Consider the following 19,936-nt stretch of genomic DNA (forward strand, 5'->3'; position numbering starts at 1 on the left):
ACCGGCCGGGTGTGCGGTGAGGGGGACGACGCCAGATCGCAATCATCTTCCCCGGTGCCATTCAGCCCGGTACTAAAGATCAGCCTTTCAGAGATTAACGCATAGCGCCACGAATTGACGTCCAGTCACCGAAATTATTGGAGCAACCTAACACAATTTCGCGAAAGAATCAACAAATCGCCAGATATGTCGCATCTGGCAACGCAACGCGCCTGAAAGATGGGCGTTTTCCCGTGATATTATTCGTCTTTTGCCGCCGCATTACATAAAAAGCAAGTGATAAATCCTGCGATCTTGCAACCCCGGTTCGACTGGCAGTTCTTACAGGACAAATGCGCAGTTTCAAGAAGCGCATTCCAGAAGCGCCCTGTCTTCTGCAACAGGACATACTTGTACAATACCGTCCATGGCATGTCAGCCTGGAAGCACTGCCTGCAACGTCACCTGGCGTTAGTCGCCGCTACCCGGCTCGGCAGAGAAATACTTCTCCAGCTTTCCCGCCACGCCGTCCATTTCCTTGGCTTCCGGCAAGGCATCCTTCTTGGCCGTGATGTTGGGCCATTTTGCCGCATATTCCGTATTCAGTTCCAGCCACTTGTCGAGGCCCGGTTCGGTGTCGGGGCTGATCGCCTCGGCAGGGCATTCCGGTTCACATACGCCACAGTCGATGCACTCGTCGGGATTGATGACGAGCATGTTTTCGCCTTCGTAGAAGCAATCGACCGGACAGACCTCGACGCAGTCCGTATATTTGCAGCGAATGCAATTATCGGTCACGACATATGTCATCGTCGAACTCCTGTTGCCGCCCGCATTTTTGAACAGGCAGCTTATCTATCCTACAGCTTTGCGCCGATATTCCGGCAAGCCGACAACCGGCCCGGGGCTTGGGAATATCGCGCCACGACGTCACCGGCACTAGATCCATGGATATCGGTGGCCTTTTGGATTCCGACATTTGCTCAACGTCTGTATCAGGGAGGATGCAAATGTCGGGATCAGACCACCAGCCTCAGCCCATGCCCTGTTATGACAATGCGTGAGGTAATGATTTTATCGTGTCATGACAAGGGCACAAACGCCGCAATGTCACGAAGTCGCGCACATCTGAAACAACATTTCGTTTGATGGGTTTTGCGTGGAAAAGGCTTTCGCCGTAACAGTCCGATGCGCAATTTCCATCACCGCCGCAAGAGGCCTGCGGCAACGCGTCCGGGTCAGTTTCCGCGCAGACGATCCGTTTCGCGGCGCTCTTTCTTGGTCGGGCGGCCTGCCCCGCTGTCACGCTGCGGCGTTGCGGCCTCCGGCGACATTGCGGAAACGGACGGCGCTGGCGGCGTCAGATCCTCATAAAGAAGCTGGGCCTCCGGCGCCGGGCCACGACGTTCACCCGGAGCAACGATCCTGTAAACAAGGATGCGCCGGTCAAGCGTGATGGTCAGCACATCGCCGACCTTCACCGGATGCGCGGCCTGCTCGATCTTGTCGCGATTGACCCGCACTTTGCCGCCGACGGCGAGTTTCGCCGCCAGCGATCTCGATTTGACCACGCGGGCAAAGAACAGCCATTTGTCGATTCGCTGTCTTCCGCCTTGTTCGCCGGTCATCTTACTTCTTCATCTGCTCCTTAAGGGCCAGAAGCTTGGCGAAAGGCGAATCGGGGTCGATACGCGCCGGACGTTCCTGCTCGACCCGCTTGCCGCCCTGATGGCCATGATCGCGCTTCTGCTGACGCTGATTGCCGCCACGGAAATCGCCCTTGCCGCCATCGCGCTTGCCTTCGCCGTCATGCCGCTTCTGCTTGTCGAAGCGCTTGCCGCCGCGATCGTTGCGTCCCTGCTGCTCGGCCCCGCCTTCGGACTTGCGCCCTTCGCCGCCATCGCGGTTCTGATGACCGCGATTCTGGTGGCCGCGATTTTGACGCTGCCTGTTCTGGTCCTGATTGCGGTTGCGGCCCTCGAAACGGCCCTGACGCCAGATCAGAACGGGCTTTGGCTCTTCCGCCGCATCATCCGCCGTTTCGCCAGTCGGTGCAGCTTCAGCCGCTTCAACAGCTTCTTCCACCTTGGCTTCGGTTTCCGGCGCGGCCACGGCAACCGGTGCGGGCACAGGTTCAGCCGCCGGTACGGCAGGCTTTTCAGCCTCTGCAACCGGCGAAACGCCAGCGTCCTTGGCCGCGGCTTCTGCCGCAAAGGCATCGAGTTCGGCAAGCTTCGCCGTGACGGCGGCGGCTTCCATCGCCTCGTGGCGATAGCCGAGGCTCTTCAGGATTTCTTCCATGTCGTCGGTCGTAGCACCCAGAATGGACATCATGGCCGGCGTGACGATGAAGCGTCCGCCGTCATAAGCCCCATCCGGACGCACGCCGGAACCCGGACGCCAGGCAAGCGCCGGGCGAATGAGATCGGCAAGACGTTCCAGAATATCGATGCGCACGGCGCGACGGCCCAGCACGCGATAGCCTGCCAGACGGTAGAACATCGGATCGAAAGCCGGATCGACTACGACCGAAGTGCGGCCCGCGGCCAGCACATTGACGACATCGCCATAGCCGGCGCGTTCGCGGCCATCGTTCTTGAGCGCCCAAAGAAGCGTGATGAGGCCGGCGGGAGCGGGCTTCAGCAGCATGGGCATGAAGACGTGATAGGCACCGAAACGCACGCCAAGACGGCGAAGCGCCGCGCGTGAATCCTGATCGAGGCCGCGCACTTCCTCCGCCACATCGCGGCGCGGAAGAATGCCGAGATTTTCCACGATCTGGAATGCAAGGCCGCGCGTCATGCCCGTCAGGGCATCGGCGGCAGCCAGATCGGTGAGCGGCTTCAAAATGGTTTCGATATGATGAGCCACGAAACGTTCGATGCGCGCGGCAACCTTGTCGCGTACGGCTCCGGTGAGCTGTTCGTCGGCCAGGATCACCGCACGGGGCTTCAGCACATCATCGCCCGCAACCAGCGTCGCGACCGTGGCGCCAACCCAGCGCATGACACCATCCGAGCCGAGCGCGAAATCGCCATTGGGAGCAGCGGCAAAGCGCTCCGCGCGGCGTTCGAATTCGGCGGCCAGCGCCTTTTGTGCAGCCGTCTTCACCGCCTTGGCGTCGGGCCCTTCGGCCTGAACATCGGCGGTAAAACGGAATCCTTCCAGTTGCCCGACATTGTGGCCTTCGACAATCACGTCTCCAGCCGGGCTGATTTCTGCTTCAAGCATGGCATTCTCTCTCAGGCGCCTCATAAGCACGCTTGTCCTGCGGTCTACAAAGCGTTTCGTCAACCTTTCATGCAGCGCGTCGGACAATCTATCCTCTATTTCGCGCGTCTTTTCCTGCCAGTGTGTCGGATCGGCAAGCCATCCGGGCCGATGCGACACGAAAGTCCAGGTTCGAATCTGCGCCACGCGATGCGACAGGGTGTCGATTTCTCCCTCTGTGCTGTCGGCGCGGCGCACCTGTTCGCTCATATAATCTTCATCGACGCTCCCTCGGCGGACAAGATCCTGATAGATGGTTGCAATGATATCGGCATGCTGCGCCGGTGCGATCTTGCGATAGTCGGGCAGCGCGCAGGCGTCCCACAAAAGCTCGATCCGCGCCGGTGTCGTCGCGAGCCGCACAATCTCTTCGTCTTTCGACAAATTTTCAAGCGCTTGTTGGTCGACGGCAGGCAGGGCCTTGGCCAGACCTTCGACGGGCGCGGGTGTTTCCAGGGAATATCGCAGGGAATCGAGCGATGAAAAGTCGAAACGCGCCGTGCGCCATTGCAGGACTTTCACCGGATCGAAATCATGCGCCTCCACCCGCTCGACCAGTTCTTCATCGAATGGATGCACCTGTCCGGTCACGCCGAAAGTGCCGTCACGCAGATGACGGCCCGCGCGCCCGGCAATCTGCCCCACTTCGGCAGGTGTCAAATCGCGGAACTGATAGCCGTCGAATTTGCGGTTCTGCGCGAAAGCGACATGATCGACATCGAGATTGAGGCCCATGCCGATGGCATCGGTCGCCACGAGAAAATCGACATCGCCGGATTGGTAAAGCTCGACCTGCGCATTGCGCGTGCGCGGGCTGAGCGCGCCCATAACCACCGCGGCCCCACCGCGCTGGCGGCGGATCAGTTCGGCGATCGCATAAACCTCGTCGGCGGAAAAGGCCACAATGGCGGACCGGTTCGGCAGGCGCGTAATCTTCTTGGAACCGGCATAGGCCAGATGCGACAGGCGCGGACGCGTCACCACATTGATGCCGCGCAGAAGTTTTTCCAGAATGCCGCGCATGGTGGCGGCGCCAAGCAGGAGCGTTTCCTGCCGCCCGCGCAGATGCAGGATGCGGTCGGTGAAAATATGGCCGCGCTCCAGATCGCCCGCAAGCTGCACCTCATCGATGGCCACGAAAGCGACATCGGTACGGCGCGGCATAGCCTCGACCGTGCAGACGGAATAGCGCGCACCGGGCGGCACGATCTTTTCCTCGCCCGTCACCAGCGCCACATTGGCCGCCCCCACGCGCTCCACGACGCGGTTATAGACCTCGCGCGCCAGAAGGCGCAGCGGCAGGCCGATCATGCCGCTTCCATGCGACAGCATGCGGTCGATCGCGAGATGCGTCTTGCCGGTATTGGTCGGCCCAAGCACCGCGGTCACATCGCGGCCACTCAGGGTCAGCGGCAAATCATGGGCAGGGAGTTGGTTCATGCCAATAATCGGATTCCCGGTACAAGCGCCCATGGCGGGCAGGATGCTGGTTCTGCGATAGCACTATACGGCCTATACCGAAAGCGCCCCTGTCAAGTTTCAGCACGGACGGCAGGCAGTTTGTCGATTAACAATTAGAACGACTCTAGAACGAATCGGCGACGAATCGCTGACTGGGAGAGCTTCGCCTTTTGTTCACGGCAACATATAGTGATCCTCACAGGAAAACCCACAATATAATGAATCAACGGCTCCGCTTTTCTGTGTTCTGCGGACGCAAAACGACCAGGCTGTTAACTTTTGGCAAAACCTGTCAACAGACTGCGCCAGCGGCAATGCCAAGCTTCAGAAAGTCTTAATGATTACTGATGGTTCCTTAACAGCGGAACAGGCGAAAACAGCATTTCCGTTAACCTTCAGGTCAAAGCCGGAACGAATCGGCGACGAATCGTTGATCTGCAAGTTTTCTCCATTTGTTCTCACCACATCTGGTAGCCATTGATCGGGGCATGCCATAGAAAATCAAGGCCTGACGGCCTTTGACGGCTGTTTCACCGGCTTCGCGTTAACTTTTCCGGCAACACCACCATATCCGACCTCCCCGATTTCAAACGCCGCATTGCGGAAATAAAAAGGCGGACGGAATGTATTTCCCCGTCCGCCGCCATGCTCGAAATGGAAAGATCAATCGCGCTCGACGCACAGGGCCACGCCCATGCCGCCGCCGATGCAAAGCGTCGCCAGACCACGCCTGACGTCGCGGCGCTGCATTTCGTAAAGCAGTGTCGTCAGCACGCGCGCGCCTGACGCGCCGATCGGATGGCCGATGGCGATCGCCCCGCCATTGACATTGACGATATCTGGATTGAGCCCGAGATCGCGCACAACCGCGCAGGACTGTGCGGCAAAGGCTTCATTGGCCTCGACCAGATCGAGATCGCCCACGCTCCAGCCTGCCTTTTCCAGCGCCTTCTTCGTTGCCGGGATAGGGCCTGTTCCCATGATCGACGGATCGACGCCGGCCGTTGCCCAGGAAACGATGCGCGCCAGCGGCTTCACCCCGCGCCTGGACGCTTCCGCCGCATCCATCAGCACCACGGCCGCAGCGCCGTCATTGATGCCGGATGCATTGCCCGCCGTCACCGTTCCATCCTTGTCGAAGGCAGGCTTCAGCCTGGACAGGGCCTCCATCGTCGTGCCCGGACGGATATATTCATCCGCCGACACAACGACATCGCCCTTGCGGCCCTTCACGGTGAAGGGAACGATTTCATCCTCGAACCTGCCCGCATTCTGTGCGGCTTCCGCCTTCTGCTGCGAGGCCAGTGCAAACGCATCCTGATCGTCGCGGTTCAACTGCCATTGGCGCGCGATGTTTTCCGCCGTGATCCCCATGTGATAGCCATTGAAGGCATCGATCAGGCCATCCTTCAGCATGGTGTCGATCATCTTGAAATCGCCCATCTTCACGCCGGAGCGCAGATGCGCGCAATGCGGGGCCATGGACATGGATTCCTGACCGCCCGCCACGATGATCCTGGCATCGCCGGACAGTATCTGCTGCATGCCGAGCGCAACCGCACGCAGGCCCGAGCCGCACAGCTGGTTGATGGAAAAGGCCGTCGTCTCCTTGGGGCAACCGGCATCCATCGCCGCCTGGCGCGCGGGGTTCTGCCCCTCGCCTGCCGTCAGCACCTGTCCGAGAATAACCTCGTCCACATCAGTCGCCGCCACACCGGCGCGTTGCAGCGCTCCCCTGATGACCGTGGCGCCCAGTTCATGCGCCGGAACATTGGCAAACGCCCCGTTGAAAGCGCCCACCGCAGTGCGGGCCGCGCTGGCAATGACGATGGCTTTCGGTTCGGACATTCTTTCCTCCTTGAAATGGTGCGCAACACAAAGACCAAAATCCGGGCCTTGGCAAGCTTTGCCGCGTGACGGCAACCGTCTTCATGAAAATCGATAAAGTGTTTTTCCTGTGACGAGACGCATTCGGCTGTGCATCGCAAGCCATGACCGCTAAATTACATCTCGCTATAAATAGGAGATATTCATGCCTTCACTGACGCTCGAACGCGCCAATACGATCATCGCCGGGGCCTTTGCCAAGGCCGGGGAACTGAAACTGAAGCCGCTTGCGGTTTGCGTGCTCGATGCGGGCGGCCATGTGAAGGCTTTCCAGCGTCAGGACGGGGCCTCCATGCTCCGCTTCGAGATCGGCTCAGGCAAGGCCTATGGCGCGCTTGCGGTCGGCACCGGCTCGCGCTGGCTGAACAATCAGGCGAAGGACCGCCCGCATTTTCTCGAAGGGCTTTCAGGCGTATCGGGCGGCAGGATCGTGCCGGTGCCGGGCGGCGTACTGATCAAGGATGCAGGCGGCGAGATTCTCGGTGCGGTCGGCATTTCCGGCGATACGTCGGACAATGACGAGGCTGCGGCCATCGCCGGCATCGAAGCGGCAGGCTTTGCATTCGACGCAGGCTGATCGCCCGCACCGCGAACGGAGATGGGGCTGGCAGACATCCTGCCCGCCCCATCATGCGTTTGGAACAAAAGCAAAAGCCTTTTGCAATTGCCCTCCTGCTCCGCCTCCTATTTCAGGTTCTTGCCCGCAAACGCGGCAACCGCACCGGGAACCGCTCGTTCCGTGCTTCCAATCCGGCATGGCGTATCCGATAGATCCAGAATCCCATCTTCATTATAGAGAGTATTTTCAAATATATTAAAGAAAGAAACTGCCGACTGCACCGACAATCCGCCATTGGCAATTATCGTTTTCAGAATGTAGTCCATATCAATTCCCAATCAAACCAATTAAAACCACGCGATACTCGTCATTATACATTGCGGCATAAATTTGATTTTTTACCAATCAATCAAAAATTGATCGATTGCGTATTATATTTATGAAATCATCTTAGACTTATGAAATAGGCATAAAAGAAAACGCCGCTTCCGGAAACCGGAAACGGCGTTTTTGAAAACCATCTTTCGGCTGCTATGCAGCCTCAGACTTATTCCTTGGCTTCGAGGACCTGACGGCCGCGATACATACCGCTCTTCAGATCGATATGATGCGGACGGCGAAGTTCGCCCGAGTTCTTGTCCTCGACATAGGTCGGGGCCTTGAGAGCGTCAGCCGAACGGCGCATGCCGCGCTTCGACGGAGACGTTTTTCGTTTTGGTACTGCCATGGATCCAGCTCCACTGATCGGTCAATAAACGTCCGGCACGGCCCCGAAGAGCCTGTCACATCGGACAAAATTCCGGAAAGTCACGTGCCTATACACGCTCTCACGGCATTTGACCAGCGGGAGTCTGATCTTTTTTTCGTATTGCGTGTTTATTGCACGCAAACCACATAGGGGCCCGCTCGCGCGGCGCGTCCGGCAACGATCCGGCCGATGCGCCGCATGTTGCGCGTCGGCTTGGCGGGATTGCGAAGGGCCGGGTTGGGCAGCGTGACGGCAAGCAGCGCGGCTTGCTGGGCGTTGAGTTTTGCTGCCGGGCGCTTGAAATAATGCCGGGCTGCGGCCTCGATCCCATAGATGCCTGGCCCCCACTCGGCAATATTGAGGTAGATTTCCATGATGCGTTTCTTGGACAGAAGGCCGTCGGCGGCCAGCGCCAGCGGAAATTCCAGCCCCTTGCGGAGATAGGAGCGTCCGTTCCAGAGGAAAAGGTTCTTCACGGTCTGCATGGTGATCGTGGAAGCGCCGCGGCTGGGGCCTCCCTCGCCCGCATCGTCCAGAACCAGCCCGAGCTGATGCCAGTCCACCCCGCCATGGCTGCAAAACTGGCCGTCCTCGGCCATCATGACCGAATTGACGAGAACCGGCGCGACATCGTCGATGCTCACCCATCTGCGTTCCACGTCCTGAAACAGAACATAGTCCTTGACCATCAGGGTCGAGATCGGGCGAACGAAAGGCACGGAATAGACGAGGAGCAGAAAGATCGGCAGGACAGCCAGAACCACCAGAATCTTGAGCGCGAGCGCAATCCGGGCGCCCCAAACGGGATCTGCCAGATAATTGCGCCCATCCTTGCTCTTGATGATGATTTTTGCCACGTCCATCGCCTGCTGCCTTCCCCTCAAGCGACATAAACCATTCCTTAATAAGTTTGAACCGGATTCCATAATCCGACCGCCGAAATACGTCGAAACGCGCCGTTTCGTGACGTTCAAATGAAAAAGCCTGTGCTGATCGTTGTGGCCGGTTGACCAATTCCGCGCTTTCGTCCATCCCATTCTTCCATGGAAAAGCTGCCGACCGATTTCACCGCCGTTCTCAACCATCGCGCCCTGGAAGTGGAAGCCGTCCTTGTCGCCCTTCTGGACGAGCGCCCGCGCAGCGGCGAGATTGCCCGCCCGGAGCGGCTCATCGCCGCCATGCGCCATGGTGTCTTGAATGGCGGCAAGCGCCTCAGGCCCTTTCTGGTCATTGAAAGCGCGGCCCTGTTCGGCAAGACCGGCGATGCCGTTCTGCGTGTTGCGGCGGCACTCGAATGCATTCACTGCTATTCGCTCGTCCATGACGACCTGCCTGCGATGGATGATGACGATCTGCGCCGGGGCCAGCCGACCGTGCACAAGGCTTTTGACGAGGCGGCCGCCATTCTGGCCGGCGACAGCCTTCTGACCTACGCTTTCGACATCATCGCATCCGACGAAACGGAACTGGATGCCACCACCCGCGTGCAATTGATTGCCGCGCTCGCCCGCGCGTCGGGCCTGGGCGGCATGGCAGGCGGACAGGCGCTCGATCTGATGGCCGAAACCGCAAAGCCGGACGAGGCAGGCATCATCACGCTTCAGGCGATGAAGACCGGCGCGCTGATCCGCTTTGCCTGTGAAGCCGGAGCCATCATCGCCAATGCGTCCGGTGAGGACCGCGAACGCATGGCGGAGTTCGGCGCGGCCATCGGCCTTGCCTTCCAGCTTGCCGACGATCTTCTGGATGTGACCGCGGACGCCGAGGCGATGGGCAAGGCCACCGGCAAGGATGCCGCCGCCGGCAAGGCCACGCTGGTTTCACTCCACGGCATCGACTGGACACAGAGGCAACTTTCGGGCCTGGTGGCCCAGGCGGAAAGCCTGCTGGCGCCCTTCGGCAAGGACGCCGATATTCTCAAGCAGGCCGCCCGTTTCATCGCCGAACGGCAGAATTAACAACGCCTCAAGACGCGATCTTGCGATCAAGGCCGAAACGGTTTTCGATGTAATCGGCGACCATCTTCTGGAAGTCTTCGGCAATGCCGGGGCCGCGCAGGGTCGTGACCTTCTTGCCATCCACGAAAACCGGGGCGGACGGGGTTTCGCCCGTGCCGGGAAGCGAGATGCCGATATCGGCATGTTTCGATTCGCCCGGTCCATTGACGATGCAGCCCATGACCGCAACCGACAGCGCCTCGACACCCGGATATTTCTCGCGCCAGACCGGCATGTTGCGGCGGATATCGTCCTGAATGGTCTGCGCCAGCTCCTGAAACACGGTCGATGTCGTGCGACCGCAACCGGGGCAGGCCGCGACAATCGGAATGAACTGACGGAAACCCATGGTTTGCAGCAATTCCTGCGCCACCTGCACTTCGCGCGTGCGGTCGCCGCCCGGTTCCGGTGTCAGGGAAATGCGGATCGTATCGCCGATGCCCTGCTGCAACAAAATGCCCATGGCCGCTGACGAGGCGACGACGCCCTTGGTGCCCATGCCCGCTTCCGTGAGGCCCAGATGCAGCGCATGGTCGCAACGCTGCGCCAGCATCGTATAAACGGCAATCAGGTCCTGCACCTGGCTGACCTTGGCCGACAGGATGATCTTGTCGCGGCCAAGCCCGATCTCTTCGGCCAGATTGGCCGAGATCAGCGCCGACTGCACAATGGCCTCGCGCATGACTTCCTGCGCGGAAAGCGGCGCGCCCTCGGCCTGGTTGCGATCCATCAGCGTGGTCAGGAGTTCCTGATCGAGCGAACCCCAGTTGACCCCGATACGCACCGGCTTGTCATGGCGGATCGCCATTTCGACGATATCGGCGAACTGCTTGTCCTTCTTGTCCTTGAAACCGACATTGCCGGGATTGATGCGATATTTGGCAAGCGCTTCCGCACAGGCCGGGTGATCGGCCAAAAGCTTGTGGCCGATATAATGGAAATCGCCGACCAGCGGCACATTGTGGCCAAGACGCTCCAGCCGCTCGCGGATTTTCGGCACGGCGGCAGCCGATTCATCGCGATCCACCGTGATGCGCACGATCTCCGACCCGGCGCGGTGGAGGGCGGCAACTTGCGCAACGGTGCCATCAATATCCGCCGTGTCCGTATTGGTCATGGATTGCACGACGACAGGCGCGCTGCCGCCGACGATAACGCCGCCGACACTGACGCCGACCGACTGGCGGCGGGGAAATGGATGCGAAAAATAGCTGACGGTCTCGGAAGACATTTTGCTCTGTTCTTAACTGTACCTGTTTTCAGGTGGCGCAGCGCGACGCGAATGTCAACGCCTGCATATAACTGGGCCTGCGTATATCCGGCTTTCGCTTTATATAATCGCTTGCCGAGGCAATGTCGCCCTCTCATTATGTCGTGACCACAAGGAGGAGCCTGCCAATGACCGACGCATCTGCCCGCAAGACCGCAATCGTCACCGGATCGAATTCCGGGATCGGCCTCGGCATAGCCCATGCGCTGGCGGCGGCGGGACACAAGGTCGTGATAAATTCCTTCACCGACCGCGACGAGGATCATGCGCTTGCGGCCAGGCTGGGGGAAGAACATGGCGCGAGCGTGGTCTATATCGCCGCCGACATGTCGAAGGCGGATCAATGCCGCGCACTGATCGCAGAAACTGCAAAGCGGTTCGGCAGTGTGGACATTCTCGTCAACAATGCCGGCATCCAGCATGTGTCTCCGGTTGAGGAATTTCCACCTGAGCAATGGGACCGCATCATCGCGATCAACCTGACATCGGCCTTCCACACCGCCGCCGCCGCCATCCCGCATATGCGAAAGGCCGGCTGGGGCCGCATCATCAACATCGCCTCCGCGCATGGCCTCGTGGCCTCGCCGTTCAAATCGGCCTATGTGGCCGCCAAGCATGGCATTGTCGGCTTTACCAAGACTTTGGCGCTGGAGCTTGCCACAGCAAAGATCACCGCCAATTCCATCTGTCCCGGCTATGTGCTGACCCCGCTCGTGGAAGCGCAGATACCCGACCAAATGAAGGCCCATCACATGGACCGCGAAACCGTGATCCGCGAGGTGATGCTGGATAAACAGCCGACGAAGGAATTCGTCACCACGGCTCAGATCGGGGCCGTCGCCGCCTTCCTCGCAAGCGATGCGGCAGCGCAGATCAACGGCGCCGCCATTCCCGTCGACGGCGGCTGGACGGCGGAATAACCTTAATGCTTTTGGTCGGCATATCGGGCGAGACTTGAGAAGGCCAGCACCACCAGCAGCAAGACCGGAAGCGCCAGAAACACCACGCCGAAGCCGCTGTGCTTGGCAACAAAGCCGATCAGCGACGGCGCCACCAGCATGCCGGAATAACCGAGCGTGGTGGCTATCGACAGGCCGACGCTCGGATTGACGCCCGGCATGTTGCCCGCCATCGAGAAGGCGATCGGCACCATGTTGGAAATGCCGATCCCGCAGATCGCAAAGCCGATGATGGCGGTTGCCGCGCTGTTTCCAAAACCGACGATCAACATGCCGATAATGGCAATGATCGTGCAGGCGCGCAGGGTTTTAACCGCGCCGAAACGGTCGCGCACCAGATCGCCCGCAAAACGCATGACAGCCATAGACCCCGAAAAGGCCGCAAAACCGAAGCCCGCCACCGTGACGGAAGCGCCCAGATCCTGACGCATATGATAGGCGCCCCAATCAAGGATCGCGCCTTCCGGCACCATGGAAAACAGCGCCATGACGCCGACAAGCCACGGCAAGGGACTGCGCGGCAGGGCAAGCTTCTGCTTTTCGCCGCTTGGATGATGGTGTTGCGTATCGGGAATGATCGATGGCCAGGCAATGGCGATCAGAATGGCGGCGGCGATCATCGTGACCAGCGCATGGACGGTCGAACCGAATTGCGCGATGAGAAAGCCGCCCGTTGCGGCGCCGATCAGGCCGCCAAGGCTCCAGAAGGCGTGACAGGATGACATGATGGCGCGGCGCATCTTTTTCTCGACCGCGACCGCATTGGCATTCATGGATACATCCATCGCAGCCATGGTCCCGCCGAAATAGAACATCGCGATCACAGCCGTAACCACATTGGGCACCAGCGCGATGACGACCAGTGCGGGAATGAAGGCAAGCGCGAAAATGCGCACCACAAGGCCCGAACCGCGATGCGCGGAAAGAGCGCCCGCGACCGGCATCATGGCCAGGGAACCAAGGCCGAATATGAGGATCATCAGCCCCATACCGGCGCTGTCGAGCCCCAGACGCGCGGCGAATTCCGGGATTTTCGGGGCCCAGCCACCGAAAATATAACCGTTCATCAGAAAGAGAAGCGCAACGGCAATCCGCTCTCTGGTTATAATCGGCGCGCGCGCAGGCGCGGCATCTTCGCGTCCGGAAACCTGTTCCATTTTGCCCTTACCCGCACAAGATCAATATTCTGCCCACACAGCCAATCATGGTGATGGATTGCTTGTCTATCCCGAGACTTGCGGAAAATCGAGAGGGACCAGCCATACCAAACCTCGACCAGCCCGCCTTTCGCATTTCTCACGCGTCATAGGTAATCAGCAAATCCTTGGCGTCGATCTGTTCGCCGGGGCGCACCAGCACTTCCGCGATCGTGCCATCGCGTTCGGCATGGATGGCGGTTTCCATCTTCATCGCTTCGATGGACAAAAGCACATCGCCCTGCGAAACCTTCTGGCCGCTCGCCACGGCAACCGTCGAGACAACACCCGGCATCGGCGCGCCGACCTCTTTGTCGTTGCCCGCTTCCACCTTGCGGCGGACACCGCCGGAGGCACCCTTGGCGCGATTGGGTACCTTGATGCGGCGCGGCTGGCCGTTCAGCTCGAAGAACACCGTCACCATGCCCTTCTCGTCGGTCTCGCTCATCGCCTGATTGACGATCACCAGCGTCTTGCCGCGTTCCAGATCGACAAAGACCTCTTCTTCCGGCTTGAGACCATAGAAATAAACCGGCGTCGGCAGCACGCTTGTCGGGCCATAGGTTTCCTGCGCCGCCGCATAATCCGTAAAGACCTTCGGATACATCAGCGCCGAGGCAAATTCCTGATCGGACAGCTTGCGGCCAATACTTTCCTCAAAGCCCTTGCGTTCCGCATCGAGATCGGCGGCAGGCAAAAGCGAGCCGGGACGCACGGTGAAAGGCTTTTCGCCCTTCAGAACCTTTTTCTGCAAGGCTTGCGGCCAGCCCGACGGCGGCTGGCCGAGATCGCCGCGCATCATCGAAACCACCGAATCCGGGAAGGCGATATCCTTGGCCGGGTTCTCGACATCGGCGACGGTAAGGTCTTGGGCAACCATCATCAGCGCCATGTCGCCCACCACCTTGGAGGATGGCGTTACCTTGACGATATCGCCGAACATGCGGTTCACATCGGCATAGGCCTGCGCCACCTCATGCCAGCGCGTTTCCAGCCCCAGCGAGCGCGCCTGTTCCTTCAGATTGGTGAACTGACCGCCCGGCATTTCATGCAGATAGACTTCCGAAGCCGGTCCCTTGAGATCGCTTTCAAAGGCCGCATACTGGTTGCGCACCGCTTCCCAATAGAAGGAAATGCGGCGGATCGAATCGGGATCGAGCCCCGGATCGCGTTCCGAACCGGACAGCGCCTCGACAATCGAACCGAGGCAGGGCTGCGAGGTGTTGCCCGAAAGCGCATCCATGGCCGCATCCACCACATCCACACCCGCATCGACCGCAGCAAGCACGGTCGCCGCCGAAATGCCCGACGTATCATGCGTGTGGAAATGAATCGGCAGATCGGTTTCCTCGCGCAGCGCCTTGAACAGCACGCGCGCGGCGGCAGGCTTCAGCAAGCCCGCCATATCCTTGACCGCAATGATATGCGCGCCCGCTTTTTCGACTTCCTTCGCCAGATCGACATAATATTTGAGGTCATATTTGGCGCGGTCCGGGTTCAGAATATCGCCCGTGTAGCAGATCGCCGCTTCGCAGAGCTTGTTTTCCTCCAGCACCGCATCCATCGACACGCGCATGTTCTCGACCCAGTTGAGGCTGTCGAAAACGCGGAACAGATCGATGCCACCGCGCGCCGCCTCACGCACGAAATGTTTCACCACATTGTCGGGATAGGATTTATAGCCAACCCCGTTGGCTCCGCGCAGAAGCATCTGCAACAGGAGATTGGGCGCGCCTTCCCGCACCAGCGCCAGACGCTCCCACGGATCTTCGGTGAGGAAGCGCATGGAGACGTCGAAAGTCGCGCCGCCCCAGCATTCCAACGAGAACAGGTTCGGCAGCGCCTGCGCGTAAGCATTGGCGATCCGCGCAATGTCATATGTGCGCACGCGCGTGGCGAGCAATGACTGATGGCCGTCGCGCATGGTGGTGTCGGTGATCAGCACGCGCTTTTCATTGCGCACCCATTCGGCGAATTTCTTCGGCCCAAGCTGGTCGAGACGCTGCCTGGTGCCGTCAATGACCGGCTTGTCGCCGAACCACGGCGCACGCGGCTTGGCGGCATCGCTGGCTGGCTTTGCGCGGCCCTTGGTCTCGGGATGGCCGTTGACAGTCACATCGGCAATATAGGTCAAAAGCTTGGTGGCGCGGTCCTGACGCTTCATCTGCGTGAAGAGTTCAGGCGTCGTATCGATGAACCGCGTCGTATAGTCGTTCGACTGGAATTTCGGATGATTGATGATCGCTTCGACAAAGGTGAGGTTGGTCGCCACGCCGCGAATGCGGAACTCGCGGAGCGCCCGGTCCATGCGGTGAATGGCTTCAAGCGGCGTCGCGCCGGAGGCCGTGACCTTGACGAGAAGCGGATCGTAATAGCGGGTGATGAACGCGCCCGAATAGGCCGTGCCGCCATCCAGACGAATGCCGAAACCCGCCGCCGAGCGATAGGCCTGGATGCGCCCGTAATCGGGGATGAAATTCTGTTCGGGGTCTTCCGTCGTGATGCGGCATTGCAGCGCGTGGCCGTGGAGGCGGATATCCTCCTGGCGCGGCACACCCGATTCCGGCGTGCCGATGGCAAAGCCTTCGAGAAGATGGATCTGCGCCTTGACGATGTCGATGCCGGTCACTTCTTCCGTGACCGTATGCTCTACCTGAATGCGCGGATTGACCTCGATGAAATAGAACTTGCCGGTGTCGGCATCCATGAGGAACTCGACCGTGCCTGCGCCGATATAATCGGTGGCATGCGCAATCTTCAGCCCGTAAGCCGCCAGTTCCCGGCGCTGCTCGTCGTTGAGATAGGGTGCGGGCGCGCGCTCCACGACCTTCTGGTTTCGGCGCTGGATGGAGCAGTCGCGCTCGAAGAGATGCACCGCATTGCCATGCATATCGCCCAATATCTGCACTTCGACGTGCCGGGCACGCTCGACCAGCTTTTCCAGATAAACCTCATCCTTGCCGAAGGCGGCCTTGGCCTCGCGCTTGGCCTCCGTCACCTCGCGGGCAAGATCAGCCTCGGCGCGGATGGCGCGCATGCCGCGGCCGCCGCCGCCCCAGCTTGCCTTCAGCATCAGCGGATAGCCGATTTGGCTCGCAAGCTTCTTCACCGCATCCATATCGTCCGGCAGCGGATCGGTGGCAGGCACCACCGGCACGCCGATCTCGATGGCGAGATTGCGCGCGGCGACCTTGTTGCCGAGGCGGCGCATGGTTTCCGGCTTCGGCCCGATGAAGATGATACCGTTTTCGGCACAGGCTTCGGCGAATTCCGGGCTTTCCGACAACAGGCCGTAACCCGGATGGATCGCATCGGCGCCCGAAAGCCTGGCGACGCGAATGATCTCGTCGATCGACAGATAGCTTTCGATGGGACCGAGATCGCGGTCCAGATGTGGGCCACGCCCGACCTGATAGCTCTCATCCGCCTTGAAGCGATGCAGGGAAAGTTTGTCTTCCTCGGCCCATATGGCCACCGTTTTGAGCCCCAGCTCATTGGCGGCGCGGAATACGCGGATTGCGATTTCAGATCGGTTGGCGACCAGAATTTTCCGGATTGGCTTTTGGGCGAAAGACAAGGCAGATCTCCCTAACTGCGATGACAAAGGCAGCTTTGATTACATGGCAACAGGCGGAAGTGCAAACAAACTGTGCAACCGGAAGTTAAAAACAAAATGCCCGGCTAAAAGCCGGGCAGATTGATGAATTTTATAGCAAAATTTGCCAATATATGAGGCAATTTTACTTCTGGAAGTAGTTGTATTTGCCGTCTTCACCCTTGCGCCACTCGAACATGACATAAGGCGACAGACTCGGATCGCCCTTCGCATTGAAGGAGATTTCGCCGAGCACGGTTTTGAACGGCCCCTTTTCCTTCATCGCGGCAGCAACTTCCTGCGGGTCGTTGCTGCCGGCCGCATTGGCTGCGTTCACCAACGACTGCACACCCGCATAGGCATAGAACGTATAGGCTTCCGGCTCAAAACCCTTGTCGCGGAATGCCTTGATGAGTTCGGCATTGGCCTTGTCGTCACGCGGATCGGGACCGAACGTGTTCATCACACCGGCCACGGCATCACCGGCAATCGAGGCCAGCTCGTTGGAGACAATGCCGTCACCCGAAATGAACTGCGCCTTGAGGCCCTGATCGGCCATCTGGCGGATCAGAAGCCCGGCTTCCGGGTGCATGCCGCCCCAGTAAACGGCGGTGATGCCCGCAGCCTTCATCTTGGAAATGAGCGCGGAGAAATCCTTGTCGCCCTGGTTCACGCCTTCATAAAGCGTTTCCTTCATGCCGTTTTCGTTGAGAGACTTCTTGGTTTCGTCGGCAAGGCCCTGACCATAGGGCGTCTTGTCGTGCAGGATGGCAACCTTGCCGTCCTTGTAATTGTCGGCCATGTACTTGCCGGCAACGATGCCCTGCTGGTCATCGCGGCGGCAGGTGCGGAAGGTGTTCCACAGTTCCCGCTCGGTGAAGGTCGGGTTCGTCGTGCCCGGCGCGATCATCAACACGCCGTTTTCGGCATAGATATCCGAGGTCGGAATGCTGACGCCGGAATTGAAATGGCCGATCACGAACTGGACGCCATCGCCCACGAACTTGTTTGCAACCGAGATGCCCTGCTTGGGATCGGCAGCGTCGTCACCATAGACGATGGTGATCTTTTCGCCGTTCATGCCGCCCTTGGCATTGGCTTCCGCGACGGCCGCTTCCACGCCGCGCTTGATCTGCTCGCCGAAGGCAGCCTGGCTGCCCGTCAGAGGCGCTCCGACACCGACCATGATATCGGCGAAGGATGCTCCACCCATCGCGACCAGCGCGGAAAGGCAGACGCCGCAGAATAAGGATTTCTTCATTTCAGTTGCTCCCATTATGAACAGCGGCTCGCCGCCGGATGCGCCGCGAACCGTGGATTTCGAGACGGCCCGTAAACGCGAACCGCCTGTTGCCTTGCAGGATTTGCGCGCAGAGGCCGCAACCTCATGCCCGGGCCTGCCAACGTTCAATGGGAAGAATGCGTGAGCGCACAGCCGCCAGCCTTGCGGCGGAAGCCGAAACGCCCGCCCCCGGCTTTTGCATTTCACGACATGGAAACGCCTTGCGTTTTGCCGGAAATATTCCAGAAGGCACAATCGGGGCCGGGGTGCCCATGCTGAAACCGCTCCTCCCACCGGAACGCAACACTAGATTTAGAGAATCGCTCTATATCCAGCCGTCATGATGGATAAAATCACTTTCTATCAGGAAGTAAAGTAATGATTTATTCCATATCCTGCGTTTTACGCATGACTTTATGCGGAAAGACAAACCGCAATTGAAAATGCCCGGCTTTTGAAGCCGGGCATTCTGACGTTCTGGGAAATAATACGACAGAGACTTACTGCTGAACGTAAGTATATTTGCCGTCGGCACCCTTTTCCCACTTGTACATGACATAGCCCGGAAGCTTCGGATCGCCCTTTTCATCATAGGACAGGTCGCCAAGCACGGTCTTGAACGGACCCTTTTCCTTCATGGCCTTGGCGACTTCCTGCGGGTCGTTGCTGCCTGCGGCCTTGGCGGCCTGGGCGAGCGACTGGACAGCCGCATAGGAATAAAGCGTGTAGGCTTCCGGCTCGAAACCGGCATCGCGGAACTTCTTCACCAGTTCGGCATTGTCCGGGTTGTTGCGCGGATCGGGACCGAAGGTGTTGAGCGTGCCTTCGACAGCCGGACCGGCAATCGAGGCCAGTTCGTTCGACACGATGCCGTCACCCGAAATGAACTGGGCCTTCACGCCCTGATCGGCCATCTGGCGGATGATGAGACCGGCTTCGGCGTGCAGGCCGCCCCAGTAAACGACGCTCACGCCAGCCTGCTTGAGCTTGGCGATCAGCGCGGAGAAATCCTTTTCACCGACGTTCACGCCTTCATAGATGGTTTCCTTGGTGCCCAGTTCGTTGAGCTTCTTCTTGGTTTCATCGGCAAGGCCCTGACCATAGGGGGTCTTGTCGTGAATGACGGCAATCTTCGCGTCCTTGAAATTATCGAAGATGTACTGGCCCGCGACAATGCCCTGCTGGTCATCACGGCCGCAGGTGCGGAACGTGTTCCAAAGGCCCTGTTCGGTATATTGCGGGTTGGTTGCGCCGGGCGAGATTTCGAGAATGCCATTCTCGGCATAGACCTGCGATGCAGGAATCGTAACGCCGGAATTGAAGTGGCCGATGACGAATTTGACACCGTCGGCAGCGAACTTGTTGGCAACCGAAATCCCCTGCTTGGGGTCGGACACGTCATCGCCTACGGTAATGGCAATCTTCTCGCCATTGATGCCGCCGGCATCGTTGACTTCCTTGATTGCCGCTTCCGCACCTTTCTGGATCTGCGCGCCGTAAACAGCATTCGGCCCCGTCACAGGAACACCGATACCGACAAGCACGTCAGCCCATGCAGAGCCCCCGAAAGCCATAACTGTTGCAAGAGCAACGCCTGAGAAAAGCAATTTCTTCATTGTTGTAAATCCCATCATTTTATTGACCCCGAAACGATGTTTAGCATCGCCTTATTTTATTGCTGATTATCCAGCATTATCGACGTTGAGTTTTGTTGCTGTCAACGTGATCTTGTA

16 protein-coding genes are annotated in these 19,936 nt (G+C 59.3%); 4 read left to right on the forward strand and 12 right to left on the reverse strand.

The window, feature by feature from the left end; genetic code table 11:
• Positions 1-450: 450 nt before the first annotated feature.
• The 4 genes from fdxA to AVM02_RS05560 all read right to left on the reverse strand — a co-directional run bounded on the left by fdxA (position 451) and on the right by AVM02_RS05560 (position 6,558).
• Positions 451-789 carry a ferredoxin FdxA gene (gene fdxA / locus AVM02_RS05545; protein WP_006467781.1) on the reverse strand — a complete coding sequence of 113 codons (339 nt, stop codon included), beginning with the start codon at positions 787-789 and terminating at the stop codon, positions 451-453.
• Between the two features lie 428 nt (positions 790-1,217).
• A complete protein-coding gene (locus tag AVM02_RS05550; RefSeq protein ID WP_411505981.1) occupies positions 1,218-1,607 on the reverse strand; it encodes an RNA-binding S4 domain-containing protein in 390 nt (129 codons plus the stop codon).
• A gap of 1 nt (position 1,608) precedes the next feature.
• Positions 1,609-4,689, reverse strand: a complete 3,081-nt coding sequence (locus AVM02_RS05555; RefSeq protein WP_411505982.1) for a helicase-related protein — start codon at positions 4,687-4,689, stop codon at positions 1,609-1,611.
• A gap of 684 nt (positions 4,690-5,373) precedes the next feature.
• A complete protein-coding gene (locus tag AVM02_RS05560; protein WP_411505983.1) occupies positions 5,374-6,558 on the reverse strand; it encodes an acetyl-CoA C-acetyltransferase in 1,185 nt (394 codons plus the stop codon).
• Positions 6,559-6,742: 184 nt separating this feature from the next.
• Here AVM02_RS05560 and AVM02_RS05565 point away from each other — a divergent pair, with 184 nt between their 5' ends.
• Complete coding sequence (locus AVM02_RS05565) at positions 6,743-7,174, forward strand: GlcG/HbpS family heme-binding protein (protein WP_411505984.1); 432 nt, start codon at positions 6,743-6,745, stop codon at positions 7,172-7,174.
• Positions 7,175-7,281: 107 nt separating this feature from the next.
• Here the strand turns inward: AVM02_RS05565 and AVM02_RS05570 are convergent, their stop codons facing one another.
• The 3 genes from AVM02_RS05570 to mtgA all read right to left on the reverse strand — a co-directional run bounded on the left by AVM02_RS05570 (position 7,282) and on the right by mtgA (position 8,767).
• Positions 7,282-7,482: a hypothetical protein gene (locus AVM02_RS05570; RefSeq protein ID WP_411505985.1), complete on the reverse strand. Its 201-nt coding sequence runs from the start codon at positions 7,480-7,482 to the stop codon at positions 7,282-7,284.
• 221 nt (positions 7,483-7,703) lie between these two features.
• Entirely contained in the window at positions 7,704-7,883 is a 180-nt protein-coding gene (gene rpmF, locus AVM02_RS05575) for a 50S ribosomal protein L32 (RefSeq protein WP_006467787.1), read from the reverse strand.
• Positions 7,884-8,032: 149 nt separating this feature from the next.
• The gene (mtgA, locus tag AVM02_RS05580) at positions 8,033-8,767 is read right to left on the reverse strand and encodes a monofunctional biosynthetic peptidoglycan transglycosylase (protein ID WP_411505986.1); all 735 of its coding nucleotides are present in this window, start codon (positions 8,765-8,767) and stop codon (positions 8,033-8,035) included.
• Positions 8,768-8,947: 180 nt separating this feature from the next.
• On the opposite strand from mtgA, the gene AVM02_RS05585 reads away from it, so the two are divergent.
• A complete protein-coding gene (locus AVM02_RS05585) occupies positions 8,948-9,862 on the forward strand; it encodes a polyprenyl synthetase family protein (RefSeq protein ID WP_411505987.1) in 915 nt (304 codons plus the stop codon).
• A gap of 7 nt (positions 9,863-9,869) precedes the next feature.
• Here the strand turns inward: AVM02_RS05585 and ispG are convergent, their stop codons facing one another.
• A complete protein-coding gene (gene ispG / locus AVM02_RS05590) occupies positions 9,870-11,132 on the reverse strand; it encodes a flavodoxin-dependent (E)-4-hydroxy-3-methylbut-2-enyl-diphosphate synthase (protein WP_411505988.1) in 1,263 nt (420 codons plus the stop codon).
• A gap of 167 nt (positions 11,133-11,299) precedes the next feature.
• Between ispG and AVM02_RS05595 the strand changes: the two genes are divergently transcribed.
• Positions 11,300-12,091 carry a 3-hydroxybutyrate dehydrogenase gene (locus AVM02_RS05595; RefSeq protein WP_411505989.1) on the forward strand — a complete coding sequence of 264 codons (792 nt, stop codon included), beginning with the start codon at positions 11,300-11,302 and terminating at the stop codon, positions 12,089-12,091.
• Between the two features lie 2 nt (positions 12,092-12,093).
• Here AVM02_RS05595 and AVM02_RS05600 read toward each other — a convergent pair whose 3' ends face one another.
• From AVM02_RS05600 to AVM02_RS05610, 3 genes are all read right to left on the reverse strand, one after another.
• Positions 12,094-13,287: an MFS transporter gene (locus tag AVM02_RS05600; RefSeq protein ID WP_411505990.1), complete on the reverse strand. Its 1,194-nt coding sequence runs from the start codon at positions 13,285-13,287 to the stop codon at positions 12,094-12,096.
• A gap of 139 nt (positions 13,288-13,426) precedes the next feature.
• On the reverse strand, positions 13,427-16,903 hold the full coding sequence (pyc, locus tag AVM02_RS05605) for a pyruvate carboxylase (RefSeq protein ID WP_411505991.1): 3,477 nt from the start codon (positions 16,901-16,903) through the stop codon (positions 13,427-13,429).
• Positions 16,904-17,066: 163 nt separating this feature from the next.
• A complete protein-coding gene (locus tag AVM02_RS05610; protein ID WP_411505992.1) occupies positions 17,067-18,182 on the reverse strand; it encodes a branched-chain amino acid ABC transporter substrate-binding protein in 1,116 nt (371 codons plus the stop codon).
• A 158-nt stretch (positions 18,183-18,340) separates the two neighbouring features.
• Here AVM02_RS05610 and AVM02_RS05615 point away from each other — a divergent pair, with 158 nt between their 5' ends.
• A complete protein-coding gene (locus tag AVM02_RS05615; protein WP_411505993.1) occupies positions 18,341-18,547 on the forward strand; it encodes a hypothetical protein in 207 nt (68 codons plus the stop codon).
• 156 nt (positions 18,548-18,703) lie between these two features.
• Here the strand turns inward: AVM02_RS05615 and AVM02_RS05620 are convergent, their stop codons facing one another.
• Positions 18,704-19,819, reverse strand: a complete 1,116-nt coding sequence (locus AVM02_RS05620) for a branched-chain amino acid ABC transporter substrate-binding protein (protein ID WP_411505994.1) — start codon at positions 19,817-19,819, stop codon at positions 18,704-18,706.
• Positions 19,820-19,936: the final 117 nt, after the last annotated feature.

Source organism: Brucella anthropi, assembly GCF_046630315.1.
In the GTDB taxonomy this organism is placed as follows: domain Bacteria; phylum Pseudomonadota; class Alphaproteobacteria; order Rhizobiales; family Rhizobiaceae; genus Brucella; species Brucella anthropi_A.